This is a genomic window from Empedobacter sp. EJD.6dd (assembly GCF_057369435.1).
This window is the reverse complement of the sequence record NZ_CM170667.1, coordinates 654,293-669,379: the sequence shown is the minus strand read 5'-3', so window position 1 is coordinate 669,379 and position 15,087 is coordinate 654,293. Positions and strand designations below refer to the sequence as shown.

At 29.7% G+C, this 15,087-nt stretch carries 18 protein-coding genes; 11 read left to right on the top strand and 7 right to left on the bottom strand.

Going from position 1 to position 15,087, the window contains the following annotated elements; genetic code table 11:
- The first annotated feature begins 2 nt into the window (after positions 1-2).
- Positions 3-437 (top strand): FKBP-type peptidyl-prolyl cis-trans isomerase, encoded by a 435-nt coding sequence (locus AC2I98_RS03140; RefSeq protein WP_486413178.1) that lies wholly within the window; start codon positions 3-5, stop codon positions 435-437.
- Positions 438-878: 441 nt separating this feature from the next.
- On the opposite strand, the gene AC2I98_RS03135 is transcribed toward AC2I98_RS03140, so the two are convergent.
- From AC2I98_RS03135 to glsA, 5 genes are all read right to left on the bottom strand, one after another.
- Positions 879-2,525, bottom strand: coding sequence for a B12-binding domain-containing radical SAM protein (locus tag AC2I98_RS03135; RefSeq protein ID WP_486413177.1), 1,647 nt, complete (start codon positions 2,523-2,525; stop codon positions 879-881).
- 51 nt (positions 2,526-2,576) lie between these two features.
- Positions 2,577-3,284 carry a peptidylprolyl isomerase gene (locus AC2I98_RS03130; protein WP_486413176.1) on the bottom strand — a complete coding sequence of 236 codons (708 nt, stop codon included), beginning with the start codon at positions 3,282-3,284 and terminating at the stop codon, positions 2,577-2,579.
- 53 nt (positions 3,285-3,337) lie between these two features.
- Entirely contained in the window at positions 3,338-4,297 is a 960-nt protein-coding gene (locus AC2I98_RS03125) for a YeiH family protein (protein ID WP_486413175.1), read from the bottom strand.
- Positions 4,298-4,370: 73 nt separating this feature from the next.
- Positions 4,371-5,264: a LysR substrate-binding domain-containing protein gene (locus AC2I98_RS03120; protein ID WP_486413174.1), complete on the bottom strand. Its 894-nt coding sequence runs from the start codon at positions 5,262-5,264 to the stop codon at positions 4,371-4,373.
- A 6-nt stretch (positions 5,265-5,270) separates the two neighbouring features.
- On the bottom strand, positions 5,271-6,299 hold the full coding sequence (gene glsA, locus AC2I98_RS03115; protein ID WP_486413173.1) for a glutaminase A: 1,029 nt from the start codon (positions 6,297-6,299) through the stop codon (positions 5,271-5,273).
- Positions 6,300-6,395: 96 nt separating this feature from the next.
- Here glsA and AC2I98_RS03110 point away from each other — a divergent pair, with 96 nt between their 5' ends.
- Positions 6,396-7,412, top strand: a complete 1,017-nt coding sequence (locus tag AC2I98_RS03110) for a YCF48-related protein (RefSeq protein ID WP_486413172.1) — start codon at positions 6,396-6,398, stop codon at positions 7,410-7,412.
- A gap of 269 nt (positions 7,413-7,681) precedes the next feature.
- The gene (locus AC2I98_RS03105) at positions 7,682-8,095 is read left to right on the top strand and encodes an OsmC family peroxiredoxin (RefSeq protein ID WP_486413171.1); all 414 of its coding nucleotides are present in this window, start codon (positions 7,682-7,684) and stop codon (positions 8,093-8,095) included.
- Positions 8,096-8,147: 52 nt separating this feature from the next.
- On the opposite strand, the gene AC2I98_RS03100 is transcribed toward AC2I98_RS03105, so the two are convergent.
- A complete protein-coding gene (locus AC2I98_RS03100; protein ID WP_486413170.1) occupies positions 8,148-9,995 on the bottom strand; it encodes a CocE/NonD family hydrolase in 1,848 nt (615 codons plus the stop codon).
- Positions 9,996-10,170: 175 nt separating this feature from the next.
- Between AC2I98_RS03100 and AC2I98_RS03095 the strand changes: the two genes are divergently transcribed.
- The 8 genes from AC2I98_RS03095 to AC2I98_RS03060 are packed head-to-tail and all read left to right on the top strand — an operon-like array spanning position 10,171 to position 14,453.
- Entirely contained in the window at positions 10,171-10,617 is a 447-nt protein-coding gene (locus AC2I98_RS03095; protein WP_486413169.1) for an SRPBCC domain-containing protein, read from the top strand.
- A 26-nt stretch (positions 10,618-10,643) separates the two neighbouring features.
- On the top strand, positions 10,644-11,048 hold the full coding sequence (locus AC2I98_RS03090) for an SRPBCC family protein (protein WP_486413168.1): 405 nt from the start codon (positions 10,644-10,646) through the stop codon (positions 11,046-11,048).
- Between the two features lie 9 nt (positions 11,049-11,057).
- Positions 11,058-11,450 carry a VOC family protein gene (locus tag AC2I98_RS03085; RefSeq protein ID WP_486413167.1) on the top strand — a complete coding sequence of 131 codons (393 nt, stop codon included), beginning with the start codon at positions 11,058-11,060 and terminating at the stop codon, positions 11,448-11,450.
- Between the two features lie 6 nt (positions 11,451-11,456).
- Complete coding sequence (locus AC2I98_RS03080; RefSeq protein ID WP_486413166.1) at positions 11,457-11,912, top strand: hypothetical protein; 456 nt, start codon at positions 11,457-11,459, stop codon at positions 11,910-11,912.
- A 15-nt stretch (positions 11,913-11,927) separates the two neighbouring features.
- Positions 11,928-12,857, top strand: a complete 930-nt coding sequence (locus tag AC2I98_RS03075; RefSeq protein ID WP_486413165.1) for a DUF1801 domain-containing protein — start codon at positions 11,928-11,930, stop codon at positions 12,855-12,857.
- A complete protein-coding gene (locus AC2I98_RS03070) occupies positions 12,857-13,321 on the top strand; it encodes a DUF1801 domain-containing protein (protein ID WP_486413164.1) in 465 nt (154 codons plus the stop codon). The genes AC2I98_RS03075 and AC2I98_RS03070 overlap by 1 nt, the downstream gene beginning before the upstream one ends.
- 3 nt (positions 13,322-13,324) lie before the next feature.
- Complete coding sequence (locus tag AC2I98_RS03065) at positions 13,325-13,981, top strand: DUF2461 domain-containing protein (protein WP_486413163.1); 657 nt, start codon at positions 13,325-13,327, stop codon at positions 13,979-13,981.
- 25 nt (positions 13,982-14,006) lie between these two features.
- Positions 14,007-14,453 (top strand): VOC family protein, encoded by a 447-nt coding sequence (locus tag AC2I98_RS03060; protein ID WP_486413162.1) that lies wholly within the window; start codon positions 14,007-14,009, stop codon positions 14,451-14,453.
- A gap of 43 nt (positions 14,454-14,496) precedes the next feature.
- Here AC2I98_RS03060 and AC2I98_RS03055 read toward each other — a convergent pair whose 3' ends face one another.
- The gene (locus AC2I98_RS03055) at positions 14,497-15,075 is read right to left on the bottom strand and encodes a DUF6642 family protein (RefSeq protein ID WP_486413161.1); all 579 of its coding nucleotides are present in this window, start codon (positions 15,073-15,075) and stop codon (positions 14,497-14,499) included.
- Positions 15,076-15,087: the final 12 nt, after the last annotated feature.

The following is a 15,087-nucleotide window of genomic DNA, read 5'->3' as shown; positions in this document are numbered from 1 at the left end:
GTATGGGAGTAGCTGAATTATTATTAAAACGCAAACAAGAATTAGCTGAAAAGAACAAAACAGAAGGTTTAGCTTTTCGCGAAGAGTACAAATTGAAAGAAGGTGTTACTGAAACCGAAAGTGGATTATTATACGAAGTAATTACATTAGGAGAAGGACTAAAACCAATTATATCAGACACAGTTTTGTGTCACTATCATGGAACAAATATCAATGGAGAAGTTTTTGATAGTTCAGTACAACGTAAGAAACCTGCTGCTTTTCCGTTGGAAAATGTGATCAAAGGCTGGGCTGAAGGTGTACAATTAATGCCAGTTGGAAGTAAATTTAGATTTGTTGTAAAACCAGAAATTGGTTACAAAGACAGAGAAATATCAAAAGAATTAGGACCTTATTCTACCATGATTTTTGAAGTAGAATTAATGGGAATATTATAAAGAATGCTTTATGAAAATATTCAAAAGAATTGGTGTTTATTTTCTATTAAAATATTTTCTGTTTTATTTAATTATATCTATAATTAATCAAAATTATTCTTTTTTTAGAATTGATGAATTAAAAAGTTTTGAAAATGTATTTTTTTACGTTTGGATTTTATTATTTTTTCCAGTTATAAGTTTTTTATTATTTTCAATTCCAATATATTATTCGCTTAAATTGAATTTATTTTATAAATATTTTTTCAATTCAATTTTTCTAATTTTAGAATTTCTTGTATTTATATATTTCACATCACAGAAAATAGAAATGAATACTGATAACATTATTTTTATTTTAATAGGAATAATTACGTTTCCAATTATCTTTTTAAATTTTAAATCAAAAAATATTACTGTAAATAAATAGTCCTCAATTATATAATTAAGGACTATTATTATTTATTCAAAAACTTCGCAGTGAATAATATTATGTGAAGTTCCTACAAATTCAATCAACCAATTTTCTTCAGTTTCTTCAATTTGATAGTTTTCTTTCCAATTTTGGTAATTAAATGAAATCGGAATCGAAACAAATTTACTTTTCGGATGAGAAGCAATTTCTCTCAAATCGTCTTCAATTTTTTGTTCCATTTCAAATAAATCTTTTGGTTTCGATTTATGGAAAATATAATAATCAATCGCGATTAATTCTAATATAATTTTATCGTTAGAAAACGTTTTAGCAAAGTCATAAATCGTCTGAAAAACATCATTCAATGTATGTTTGTGAAATAAATGATGTTGCTCAAAATACTGACCTAATCCCATTAAAAAGTCGAAAATAGAATATTTTTGAGCGATATATTTTAATGCTTCTGGCGTTCTCGGTTTGTTCCAGTAAATTTCTAAAGCATTTTCTAAAGCCGTAATATTTTCTAAATCTTGCTCACTTAAAAAATTACTTTTTATGATTTGATAGGGCGGAAGCGGATCAAATTGGTAACCATAATTCTCATATTTTTGTCGAACTGGCGTACCTTTCAAAAACTTCAAAAATCCTAATTGTAATTCAGGTGGATAAAGTTTGAATGTTTCTTCGAAACTAAATTTCAAATCATCAATATATTCTAAAGGCAAACCAACAATTAAATCTAAATGCATCTCAATTCGATCTTTTAATTGATTGATAACATTGGATGTTTTCTCAAAGTTCTGCTTACGCGAAACTTCTCGGTTACTTTGTTGATTAACAGTTTGAATACCAATTTCGAAACGGAAAAGATTTTTTGGAACTTTTTCGTTGATGAATTTTATGATATCTGGATGAACAATGTCGGCTGTGATCTCAAATTGAAAAACATTTCCTTCACGATAATTATCCAAAATAAATTGAAATAATTCGATCGTAAAATCACGTTTTATATTAAATGTTCTGTCCAAAAATTTAATCGTTTTTCCATGTTTCATCAAATACAACAAATTCTCTTTGATAGTTTCCATTGGCAAATAACGCATTTTATTGTCTAAACTAGCTAAACAAAACTCGCATTTATATGGACATCCACGAGAAGTTTCGATGTAACAAACCTTCTTTTCCAAATCCGCAGGATTATCGTATTGATAAGGATTTCGACCTTCTAATCGATTAATATCAAATTGAATATTTTGTGCATTGAAAATAACTTCGCTTTCTTTTTTATAAACTAAATTTGGTACGTTTTCTATTGTTGGATAATTAGAAACAAATTCTTCGAAAGGTATTTCTCCTTCACCTACAATAATATAATCGATATAATCATTTGCAATTACATCATCATATTCGTAGCTCACTTCTGGTCCGCCCAATAAAATTTTAGTTTCAGGTGAAACTTGCTTGATACGTTTACAAACCTCTAGTGTTTGCGTTATATTCCAAATGTAACAACTAAAACAAACAACATCATATTTTGCGCATTTTTCTGCAACATCATCAAAGTCAGATTTAATCGTAAATTCTTTCCAATAAATATTTCCATGATGATGGTTCAAATCGTAAAGAATACGAATCGCTAAATTGAGATGAATGTATTTTGCGTTTAAAGTCGTTAATAAAATTGATGGTTGCATAATTCAAAAAATTAAGGTACAAAAATAGACAATTATTGATGTATAGAGGAATTAAAAACCAATTGCTGTACCACCCAATGAAACACTTGTCTTGTTATATTTAGAAGGTGTTTTTTTCTTCTTCACTTTAATAGAAAATATAACTGGCTTTAATGGTAATTCGTTCTGAGTTTCAACTTCGCTTATTTTCATTACTTTATTCAATCCTTTTGTAATTTCTCCAAAAACTGTAAAATCATGATCTAAACGAGGTTGACCACCATTTTTAAGATATTCAGCGCGTTGCTCTTCAGTGTATTTAATACCTTTTTTAATTTCTAAATCATCCAATTCCTTTACTGTAATTTTCTTTCCAACCACAAAATAAATCTGATTATAGTAGGAAGCTTTTTCTTTATTTCCGTCTCTACCAGCACCTAATGCACCCATTTTATGAAAAGCCTTAGGATTAAATTCTGGAGCTAAACGAATTGGCTTTTGCTCTGGATGCTCAGCTTCTCTTGCTAAAATAGTGTCGTCTAATTCACCACCTTGAATTACAAAATCTTTTACAACTCGGTTAAATTGAGCTTTTGTGTAGGTTCCTTTATTTATTTCACTTAAAATCAAATCTCTATGTTTTGGAGTGAAATCGTATAGCATCACATCAAATTTTCCGTAATTCGTTTTGAATTTTAAGGTATACGTTTGTGCAGAAACAAAACTCGAAATTGATAATCCAATTCCGAGTGCAATATTTTTTAATTGTATATGATTCATTGTAATTAATTCTTGATCTAAAGATAAGTAGAAATTAAGAAATTGAAACGCTTTTAGCCTAAATTCATAATCATTAATAAACTACCAACACCAATTATTACCCATAGTATTACCGCCATTAATAGTGGTTTATAACCTATATTCTTCATCATTTTGAATGATAAACTTGTACCAATTAAGAATAATGTTAACGTTAATGCAGCTTTAGATAAAGCAATAATAAAAGGACTAAATTGGTGTACAAAAGGAACATATGTATTAACGCAAATTGCAATTAAAAATAATCCTATAAACCACGGAATATTTATTTTAGAGGTAGTATTTTTAAAGAATAATAGTGTTAAAAATGATAATGGAATTATCCAAAGTGCGCGTGCTAATTTTACTGTTGTAGCGACTTGTAATGCTTCCTCTCCATATTTGCTTGCTGCTCCAACGACAGAGCTTGTGTCGTGAATGGCGATTGCGCACCATAAACCGAATTCGTGTTGTGATAAATTGAATAAATGGCCAAGTGGAGGAAAAATTAATAATGCAACAGAATTTAAAGTGAAAACAACTGCTAATGCTACGGAAATTTGATTAGGTTTTGCTTTGGTAATCGGTGCTATTGCAGCAATTGCACTTCCACCACAAATAGCTGTTCCAGCAGAAATTAAGTAACCTGTAGCTTTTTCAATTTTAAAAAGTTTGGTAAATAAGAATCCCAAAACCATCAATGTTGAAATACTAATAACTGTGAAAATAATTCCTTCTTTTCCGGCTTTTATAGCTGCAAAGATATTCATTCCAAAACCAAGACCTACAACAGCAACTTTCAATAAATTACTTGAAACTTTTCGAGATTGAATTTCGTAGGGATTTCCAAAAATTTGAGCAACAATAAATCCTAAAACCAATGCAATAGGAGAACTTATAAAAGGCATTAAACATAGAAAAGCACAAAGTAAAAATATACTTTTTTGTATGGTAAACTGTTGGAATAAGCCTTTTTCAGAATTTATAATTTTCATGATTTGAATAATTTTATGGTACAAATTTCTGGTACTTATTATTCAAAAAGAAATGATAAAAAGTAATCTATTATTACTTTAAGTTATAACGTTTGCAAAATTCAATAAATAAATTAACCAATTTCGATTGTTCTCCTTCTGGAATGATAAAGTTGAAATCTCTTTCTATATCTAGGTTTCTTATATCTATAACAGTTAACGTATTGTTTTTTAGATCTTGTAGAATTGATTGAATTGATAAAAAAGCTAAAGCATCAGAATGCAGCAAATAAGATTTAATACTTTCTGTGCTTCCCAATTGTATTTCTATATTTAACTCGTTTAATTTGATATTCTTCGCCTTCAAAGCTAAATCTATCGTTTCTAAAGTTCCAGAACCAGGTTCGCGTAAAACAAATGATAAATCCTTTAAATCATCCATTTTTATACTATTTTTTGATGAAATAGGATGATTTTGACGCGAAACTAATACAATTTCATCTTTGATAAATGGAAAGTAATGAAATGTTCGATTTTTAATTTGTGCTTCAATTAAACCAACATCAATTTTATTATTTGATAATAATTCTTCAATTTTTTCAGAATTTTGAATCACTAAACTTAGCTGAATTTCAGGAAATCTTTTGCGAAATTCAGCTAAAATAGGAGGTAAAACGTATTGTGCAATTGTTGTACTCGCGCCCAAACGTAATGTACCTTTTTGTTTCTCTTGTAATTGACCAATTTCAAATTCCATTTTTTGATAAACTGAGAAAATTTCCTCTGTATATTTTAATAGAATTTCACCAGCTTTGGTCAATTTTATTTTTGTTCCATTTCGTTCAAATAACTTAATGTTTAAATTTAATTCGATTTCTTTAATATGTTTTGTAACAGCTGGTTGCGTTATATTTAATTCGTTTGCTGCTTTCGTGAAATTCAATCGTTTAGCAACTGTATCAAAAACTTTTAATCTAAAATCGAACATAAGAAATTATTGAAATAAACTTAAATTATATTGCTTCACTAAATCTAAAATCATATGATAACCAGCAGAAGAATTTCCGTGTTCATCTAATGCAGGACTAAAAACGCCAATTCCAATTTTGTTTGGAACAGAAACTGTAATTCCTCCACCAACACCAGATTTACTTGGTAAACCAACAGTTCTTGAATATTGACCACTAAACTCGTACATACCAGCGGTTAACATTTGTGATTGAATTAATTGTGAAATTTCAGCGTTTTTGTAAGTAGTATCACCATCAAAACGTGTACATTGATGTGCAAAGAAATAACCAATTTTCGCTAAATCTTCTGCTGTTATTTCGATGGAGCATTGTTTGAAATAATTGTTCAATTTCTCTTCATCACCTTCAATCAATCCGTTGTTTTTCATCAAATAAAACATTCCACGGTTTCGATGTCCTGTTTCTTTTTCAGAATTGTAAACAGATTCACTGTAATCAATCGAATTATTTTTGGTGATATAACGAACCATTTTAAGAATCTTTTGAAAAGGAATTTCTCCTTCACCGTCAATCATAGAAGTGGTTAAAATCGCACCTGCATTCATCATTGGGTTTAATGGTTTTCCAGTTGTTTCGAGATTCGCAAAATGATTAAAAGGCTTATCTGTTCCGAAGTAACCCATTTTAGAGAATACATTTTCTTCACTTTTTTCAGAAACTGCAATCATCAAAGCGATTATTTTAGAAATACTTTGAATCGTAAATTTTTGATTTACATCGCCAACATTAATCACTTTTCCATTTTCATCAACCACAGAAAAGGCAATTTTGTCAGCTTGCATTTTTCCAAGTTCAGGAATATAGTCGGCTACCTTTCCTTGTTTGTAATACATTTTATTTTTTTCGAGAATAGCTGTTAAAGTCTTTTCATTAATTTGTAAACTTTTTGAACTATTTATAGCTGTTTTTTGTCCATAAGCTTGATGATTGATCGGATTAAAACACGTTAAGGTAAGGCTTAAAAGTAATGTTGAAAATGTATATCGTTTCATTTATATTTTGCTAAAACACAAACTTAAAAAATATTTGGTTGATTCGTTTAGATAAAATAGTTTTATATAAAATCTTTAATCAAAAAATTATAATACATGAAATATATTCTCTTGTTACTTTCAAGCTTCTCAATTGCACAAACGTATCAAATCATTAATGAAGAAAAATCAGATGTTAGTTACAGAGGTTTAGCTTTTCAGGATGCAAAAACTTTTGTTGTTTCGGGTTCTAAAAATACAATTGGGAAAACAATTGACGGAGGAAAAACGTTTAGTTGGATTAATCCAAAAGTAGTTGAAAATAGAGATTTTAGAGATGTAGAAGTTTTAAGTAATGATAATTATTTGGCTTTGGGAATAGACACACCTGCTTATATTTTACAAACGAAAGATGGAGGAAAATCGTGGAATAAAGTATATGAAAACAATGAAAAAGGAATCTTTTTAGATGCAATTTATGTGGATAAAACTTCTAAAAAAATTACTGTTTTAGGCGATCCTATGTCTCCAGATAAACCTTTTGTATTAACCTCTACAATTACAGATCCAACAAAATGGGAAGTTGCAAAATCATTTCATGGTCAACCTTTACGATTAAAAAATCCGAAAGAAGCTTTTTTTGCATCAAGTGGAAGTAATTTATATGTAGATGCAAAGCAAACAATGATTGTAACTGGAGGAGAATTATCGAATTTATATTATTATACACCAAAAGGTGGACAAATGTATGCTTTAGATAAAACAAAAAGTACGACTTCAGGAATAAATGGAATGGCGTATGATGCAGTTAATAATGTCGGTTATTTAGTTGGAGGAGATTTTACAAAACACGAAGATTCAAGTTATAATTTCTATAAATTTAAAATAATAAATGGAAAAATTACATTTCAAGATTCTTGGAAATATCCGACTGGTTACAAATCTGGTGTAACAATTATTTCAAAAGATAAAGTCTTAGTTTGTGGTTATTCTGGTGTTGATTATTCAACAGATGGAGGACATAATTGGACGAATTTAACAAAAGATAGTTACAATGCTTGTTCTGTTTCTCCAGATAAAAAACATGTTATTTTGGTTGGAAATAAAGGTAAAATTGGGAAAATTACGTTGTAAGTAATTTTTAAAATTAAAATTAGATTAGAAATTGATTTTCAGTTGTATCAATATTAATTTAATATATAAATTTGAATAACCTAATACATTTCATAGTAAAGGTTGGTTAGTAGTTTTTTTTAAGTAAATGTTCAGATAATTTTTATCTGAACATTTTTTGTTTGATTTTGTAGTACATATTACGTTAAAATTATTCTTAAAATGGTAGCAATATTCGTTTAATGAATTGATATCATGTAACTTTAAGTCAATCTAAAAAAAATATTAAAATGAAAAGAGGTGCAAAAGCAGTTTGGAATGGTTCTGTAATGGAAGGATCAGGTACATTAACCACACAAAGTACAGTATTAGATAAGACACAATATTCTTTCAAAAGTCGTTTTGAAGAAGGTGTAGGGACAAATCCAGAAGAACTCTTGGCAGCAGCACATGCAGGTTGTTTTACGATGAATACTTCTGCTCTTCTTGGGAAAGCTGGTTATACAGCAGATAAATTAGAAACAGATTGTAAAATTGTTTTCGAAAATGGAAAAATTGTACGATCAGAATTAAGTTTAACAGCAAAAATTCCTTCAATTACAAATGAAGAGTTTCAGAAAATAGTAAAAGAAGCAGAAGCAACTTGTCCTGTTAGTATTTCGTTTAGTTTTGATATCGAACTTGTTTCTGTTGTTTTAGAGTAATATATTTTCAATACAATAAAAAAATCCAACAACTATTTGTTGGATTTTTTTGTTATTTCAAAACAGGAATTTCGATATAAGAATCGTGATAAATTCGTTGTGTTTGTTTCAAGAAATCTTTTGCAGTAGCTTCATAAACATTCATAAATTGTTGCGGATTACGATCGGCTAAAGGAAACCAAGTATTTTGAACTTGAATCATAATTCGATGTCCTTTCTTGAATGTATGTCCAATATCAGGCATCGAATACGTTACATTTGTTTTCTGATTTGGAACCATAGCTTCCGGTTTTTCGAAACTATTGCGGTATTTTCCTCGCATTATTTCGGCACGAATCAAATTCTGATAACCAGCCATCAATTTTCCGTTATATTTTGGTGTATCTTCAGGAAATACATCAATTAATTTTACAACATAATCAGCATCTGTTCCCGTTGAAGAAACAAATAAATGATTGATAATTGGACCTGTAATCGTCATGTCTTCTGTTAAAATATCTGTTTGATAAACCATTACGTCTGGACGTGTAGAAGCAAATCGTTGATCATCTACCATATATTCTCGTGGACGAGTTTCTAAAACTCCACCTTGATAAGGAACAGGATGATTAGGATCTGCAACATATTCATCAAAAGAAGTACTATTTGGTTGCTGAAAGGATATTTTTCCGTTGGCTTGCAAATACATTTTCTGAGTTGTCACATTCTTTGGTGGCCAAGTATCAAATTGTTTCCACTGGTTAGAACCTGTTATAAAAATCTGAGCTTCTCTTGGTTTGAAATTTCCTTTATCTTTTAGATAATAATTAAAGAATGGTAATTCTATATTTTGTTGATAATATTCTCCTGTAGGTGAATCAAATTGCATATCTCCAAAAGTATCTGCTTTAGAGCGAACCCAACCACCATGAAACCAAGGTCCCGCAACTAAAATATTTGTAGCATTAGGATTTTGTTTTTCAATTGCTTTGTAGGTTTCAAAAGCACCATATACATCTTCTGCATCAAAGAAACCACCAACGGTCATAACAGCTGGTTTTACATTGGTAAGATGTGGTAAAGGATTTCTATCTTGCCAAAATTGATCATAATCTGGATGAGCAAACAAATCATTATAAAACTTAATATTATCTTGGAAATATTTATCTTTTAATTCCTTTACAGAACCACCTTCTAAGTAAAAACGATAATTATCTTTGATGGGATATTCAAACGATTTTGGACCTTTATCTGGCGTAATTGGTTGCGGACGTTTTACCCCAAAAGATGACATAAACTTGAACGAATCATTTAAAAATAATACGCCATTGTGATGAAAATCGTCGCCTAAATACCAATTCGTAACCGGAGCTTGTGGCGAAATGGCTTTTAGTGTTGGATGAGAATTAACCAAACTCATTGTAGAATAAAAACCCGGATAAGAAATCCCATACATTCCCGCTTTTTGATTGTAATTTTTCATGTTTTTAGACAACCATTCTAACGTATCAAAAGTATCTGTACTTTCGTCAATTGCTTTTTTATTTTTGGATGTATTAATTGGTCGTACATCTTCAAACTCACCTTCGCTCATCCATTTTCCTCGTACATCTTGGTAGACAAAAATGAAACCTTCGCGCATTTCTGCAGGAAAATTTCCAAGCGTTTTTTTATACTCTGCACCATAAGGAGCCACTGTATATGGTGTACGATTAAGTAATACAGGGTATTTTTTCGATTGATCTTTTGGTGTGTAAATAGCAGTAAATAATTTTGTTCCATCTCGCATCGGAATCATTTGTTCTGTTTTAATGTAATGTTCTCTTACATAAATAGAATCAGCTTTTGCATCTTGTGCATAGCTAAAACCACTCATTAAAATAAGTGTAAGAACTATTGCTTTTTGAGTAAATTTTTTCACGTGTTTTATCAATTTTACAATACTATAAAAGTAAAGAACTTTAGATTTTTTTTGACATAAAATGAAATTTTTTCTATAAATGATTTTATAATCAATAAAGTTTCGATTATTTTTTATGAAAGAGGAAATTTGAACGTTTTTTTTGATTAAATTAGTTAACCTAAATCAAAACTACATGAAATTAACTGCTAAAGCTTCAATTCAAATTCAAAAACCTCATCACGAAGTTTACGACGCGATTGTTAATCCAAATAAAATGAATCAATATTTCATTGCTTCTTCAACTGGAGCTATCGAAACGGGTAAAATTGTGGAATGGAAATTTCCTGAATTTGATGATATTTTTCCTGTAATGGGAGGTGATTTGAAGTTAGACGAATATATATCTTTCGATTGGAGTGGTGGTGTAGATGACATGTTAGTCGAAATTTTTATTGAAAAAAGTGAAAATGATTCAACAATTGTTAAAGTAATCGAACATGAAATGAATGATGATGAAGCTGGTATTAAGCAATTGATGGGACAAACAGAAGGTTGGGCAAATTTTTTAGCTTGTTTAAAAGCGTATCTTGAATACGGAATCAATTTGCGCAAAGGCGCTTTTGATTTTATGAAACTATAAATATTATCAACATAAAAACTATACGAATGATTATAATTGAGGCTATTATAAATGCACCTATAGATAAAGTTTGGCAAGCTTTTAATTCGCCTGAAGATATTGTAAAATGGAATCAAGCTTCTGATGATTGGCATTGTCCGAAAGCAGAAAATGATTTGCAAGTTGGTGGCAAATTAAAAAGTACAATGGCTGCTAAAGATGGGAGTTTTCAGTTTGAATTTGAAGCAAAATATGATGAAATCATCCCAAATAAATTCATTCGCTATTACATTGCTGATGGACGAAAAGTAGAAATTAACTTTCATGAAGAGAATAATTTAACTAAAATTATTGAGAAATTCGACCCAGAAAGTCAAAATCCTTTAGATATGCAACAAAAGGGTTGGCAAGCAATTTTGAATAATTTCAAACATTATGTAGAATCGAAGTAATTTATAGAAATGGAAGATAATCAATCAAAACTTGGTCAGATCGTTTGGGCTGATTTAACAGTAGAAAATTCAACTGATTTAAAAGACTTTTACAAAGAAGTAATCGGTTGGGAAGTGCACAATTTAGAGATGAAAGATGGAGAAGAAAATTACCATGATTATGCGATGATGTCTTCGCCCGAAAATGCTACAGGAGGCGTTTGTACAAAACGTGGTGTGAACAAAGGAATACCTTCACAATGGATAATGTATATAAGTGTAGAAAATGTTGCTGAAAGCTTAACAAAAGCTTTAGAAATGGGAGGCAAATCTATTCATGAAATAAAAAATAAGGAAGGTAATTTACAATTTGCAATTGTAGAAGATCCATCCGGAGCAGTTTTTGGATTAGCAAATACCTAAATATTTATGAAAAAAGTATCATTTACAGAAATTATTTATGCACAGCCAAAACATGTGCACAAAGTAATGTTAGCACCAGATTCGTATAAAATTTGGACAAAACCTTTCAGCGAAGATTCAGATTATAAAGGAGATTGGTCCGAAGGTTCAAATGTTTATTTTACCTATAAAACAGAGGAAGGAACAGCAGGAATGATTGCTAAGATAGAAGAGAATAAATTGGGTGAATCTATCAAAATGCGACACATTGGAATGTTAAAAGAAAATGGACAGGAAATTTTTGAAGGTCCAGAAATTGACTCTTGGAAAAATAATGAAGAATCTTATAAGTTTGAGAATGTAGAAGGTCATACAAGACTAATTTGCTCTGTAGATGTTGACGAAAATATCTATTCTGAAACGCAAATGAGACAAATGTGGTTGAATGCTTTACGAAACTTGAAAGAGATTTGTGAGCATTAATGAACAAAATAATTTATGACGAATAATTATACGACAATTGACGAATATATCGCTCAATTTGAAAAAGATAAACAAGTCATTTTAGAGAATGTAAGAGAAATTATTCATCAAACAGTGCCTCAAGCAAAAGAAACGATAAATTATAAAATGCCTACATTTCGATTGAATGGTAATTTGATTCATTTCGCGATGTATAAAAATCATTTGGGATTATATCCAGGAGCTGAAGCCATTGTACATTTTAAAAAGGATTTGGTTGAATATAAAACATCAAAAGGAGCTATACAAATTCCTTTAGATAAGTTTTTACCAAAGAAATTAATTCAAGAAATTGTATTGTATAAAGTTGATTTAATGAAAGATCAAAAGTCTGGTGAATGGACAAAATACAACGGAAATTGGGCAGAGGCAAATGAACGAATTCAACAAGTTGTCAATGAAACAGAACTGGTAAAAGAATTTAAATGGGGAGGAGATATTTATACATATAATAAGAAAAATGTTTTGGCTTTTAGTGGTTTCAAAAATCACTTTGCGCTATGGTTTCATAATGGCGTTTTCTTGAAAGATAAGTATCAAGTTTTAGTCAATGCAAATGAAGAAAAAACGAAAGCTTTGCGACAATGGCGATTTAATTCAGCAGAAGAAATTGACGTTACAAAAGTAAGAGAATATGTTTTAGAAGCAATTCAATTGGTGAAAGATGGGAAAGAATTAAAGCCACAAAAAACAGAGCCTAAAGAGGTAGATGGATTATTGAAAGATGTTTTAAATCAGGATGATGAACTATTTACTTCATTTAAAACTTTAACTCCTGGTAAACAAAAAGAATACATCGAATACATTGAAGAAGCAAAACAAGAAAAAACAAAATTATCTCGAATAGAAAAAATAAAACCATTGATTTTAGAAGGAAAAGGATTAAACGATAAATACCGAAAATAATGCAATACGAAGTCTCAACGATAGATGAATATTTTGAAAGTATTCCTTCTGAAAGAAAAGAAACAGTTAAGAATATATACAAAACTTTAACATCTAATTTACCTAAAGGTTTTGAAGAACAAATCAGTTATGGACACATAGGGTTTGTTGTACCACATTCTATGTATCCAAATGGCTATCATTGTGATCCTAGAACACCTTTGCCTTTTATCAATTTAGCTTCTCAAAAGAATTTTATTGCATTATATCACATGGGAATTTATTCCGACGATAATTTATTGAATTGGTTTGTAGAAGAATATCCAAAACATGCAAAAACAAAATTAGATATGGGAAAAAGTTGTATTCGATTCAAAAAAATAGAAGATATTCCTTATGATTTAATCGGTGAATTAGCAACAAAAATTACTCCACAACAATGGATAGAAACTTATGAAAAAATTCTACATACTCGAAAAAAATAATAGATGTCACAAATCAATAAATTTCTAAATAAATTAGAAAAAAATAATAATCGCGAATGGTTTACAGAACACAAAGTGGAGTTTGAGACAGCGAAAGCTGAAGCAGATTTAATTTTCAATGCGATTTACCAAGAATTAAGTAAAAAAGAAGAATTAGAACCGCTTAAAATTTTTAGAATTTATAGAGATGTTCGTTTTTCTAATGATAAAACACCTTATAAAACTCATTTTTCTGCTCAAACAGGACGTAAAAAGCCATATAATAGAGGAGGATATTATTTTCATATTCAACCTAATCACAATTTTATTGGAGTTGGATTTTGGGGACCTGAACGAGATGATTTGCTTCGAATCAGAAAAGACATTGAAGTTTCAGATGAGTTAGAAAAGATTCTTCAATCTAAAACAATTATGAAAGAGTTTGGAGAAATGCAAGGAGAAGAAGTGAAATCTGCACCAAAAGGTTTTTCGAAAGATCATGAGCGCATTGCTCTACTTCGTAAAAAGCAGTATCTATTCATTAAAAAATTTACAGATGAAGATGTTTTAGCAAATGATTTTCCTGAAAAAGTAGCAAAATCGATACTGATATTACGACCATTTCTTAATTATATGACCGAAGTTCTAACAACTGATGAAAATGGTCAACCCTTAGTTTAAAATCACAATCACAAAAAAATAAATTATGGCTAAAGTACACGCTTATTTAAATTTTAATGGAAACTGCGAGGAAGCTTTTAAATTCTACGAAACAGTTTTTGAAACACAAAATATAGGAATGCATAAAATGGGTGATATGCCTCCAAGTCCTGATTTTCAAATTCCAGAAAGTGCTAAGGATAGAGTAATGCACACAGCATTGTTTATTAATGAATCAACTATGCTTATGGGTTCTGATATTGTAGAAGAATTCGGACAAAAATATGTGCAAGGAAATAATTCTTATGTTATGTTGGATACTGATAATGCAGAAGAAGCAAGAACATTGTATAATCGATTGTCTGTAAACGCAAAAATTATGGAAATGCCACTAGCAGAACAGTTTTTTGCTGAATTATTTGCTTCTTTCATCGATCAATTTGGAACACCTTGGATGATTCATTTTGAAGGAAATAAAGCTCATTCAATGTAATAAAATCTTAAAAAATAACTCTCCAAAAAGGAGAGTTATTAGTTTAATGATATAATCTAAATCCTAATTTCATGGCTAAAGTAGAATGTTTATCAAACAAAGCATGAACAAGTTCTTCTTCGTCATCAATTTCTTTTGCCAAACAAAAATAATATTGATCTAAAATTGTACTCAAAATTGGTGATGGATTTACATAACCCGATAAAGCTTTTGCGCCCGTTACGTCGATAAAATACTGAAAACTTTCGTCTTCTAAATCCAAATTCATTGTGTTCGCAAAATGAACAATTTTATCAGTTAGTTTTCCTTGAAAAATCTCAGCTACTTCTTCTAAACTATAATAATAATCATCAATTTGAATTTGATTTCCTTGTCCTTCAAATACTAAATAAATTATTTTATAATCTCTAAAGTATTTATCATGATAGAGTAAATTCATCAAGCTTTCTTCGAAACCTTCAAAACTATCGGTGGTTTTATAAACATTTGTAATTTGAAATTCTCGCGCTATATGTTCTAAAAAATCTAATAATTGTGAATCCTTTTGCTCCTCAATATCTTCCACACATTCCAAACAAAATAGTTTGAAATCATCTTCATCTCTATAATGATCAAGTTCCATTTGAGTTTAATT

Excerpts from the sequence above, each read along its gene's own strand:
- AC2I98_RS03140 (WP_486413178.1), top strand. The coding sequence starts at position 3 with ATGGGAGTAGCTGAATTATTATTAAAACGCAAACAAGAATTAGCTGAA.
- AC2I98_RS03135 (WP_486413177.1), bottom strand. The coding sequence starts at position 2,525 with ATGCAACCATCAATTTTATTAACGACTTTAAACGCAAAATACATTCAT.
- AC2I98_RS03130 (WP_486413176.1), bottom strand. The coding sequence starts at position 3,284 with ATGAATCATATACAATTAAAAAATATTGCACTCGGAATTGGATTATCA.
- AC2I98_RS03125 (WP_486413175.1), bottom strand. The coding sequence starts at position 4,297 with ATGAAAATTATAAATTCTGAAAAAGGCTTATTCCAACAGTTTACCATA.
- AC2I98_RS03120 (WP_486413174.1), bottom strand. The coding sequence starts at position 5,264 with ATGTTCGATTTTAGATTAAAAGTTTTTGATACAGTTGCTAAACGATTG.
- glsA (WP_486413173.1), bottom strand. The coding sequence starts at position 6,299 with ATGAAACGATATACATTTTCAACATTACTTTTAAGCCTTACCTTAACG.
- AC2I98_RS03110 (WP_486413172.1), top strand. The coding sequence starts at position 6,396 with ATGAAATATATTCTCTTGTTACTTTCAAGCTTCTCAATTGCACAAACG.
- AC2I98_RS03105 (WP_486413171.1), top strand. The coding sequence starts at position 7,682 with ATGAAAAGAGGTGCAAAAGCAGTTTGGAATGGTTCTGTAATGGAAGGA.
- AC2I98_RS03095 (WP_486413169.1), top strand. The coding sequence starts at position 10,171 with ATGAAATTAACTGCTAAAGCTTCAATTCAAATTCAAAAACCTCATCAC.
- AC2I98_RS03090 (WP_486413168.1), top strand. The coding sequence starts at position 10,644 with ATGATTATAATTGAGGCTATTATAAATGCACCTATAGATAAAGTTTGG.
- AC2I98_RS03085 (WP_486413167.1), top strand. The coding sequence starts at position 11,058 with ATGGAAGATAATCAATCAAAACTTGGTCAGATCGTTTGGGCTGATTTA.
- AC2I98_RS03080 (WP_486413166.1), top strand. The coding sequence starts at position 11,457 with ATGAAAAAAGTATCATTTACAGAAATTATTTATGCACAGCCAAAACAT.
- AC2I98_RS03075 (WP_486413165.1), top strand. The coding sequence starts at position 11,928 with ATGACGAATAATTATACGACAATTGACGAATATATCGCTCAATTTGAA.
- AC2I98_RS03070 (WP_486413164.1), top strand. The coding sequence starts at position 12,857 with ATGCAATACGAAGTCTCAACGATAGATGAATATTTTGAAAGTATTCCT.
- AC2I98_RS03065 (WP_486413163.1), top strand. The coding sequence starts at position 13,325 with ATGTCACAAATCAATAAATTTCTAAATAAATTAGAAAAAAATAATAAT.
- AC2I98_RS03060 (WP_486413162.1), top strand. The coding sequence starts at position 14,007 with ATGGCTAAAGTACACGCTTATTTAAATTTTAATGGAAACTGCGAGGAA.
- AC2I98_RS03055 (WP_486413161.1), bottom strand. The coding sequence starts at position 15,075 with ATGGAACTTGATCATTATAGAGATGAAGATGATTTCAAACTATTTTGT.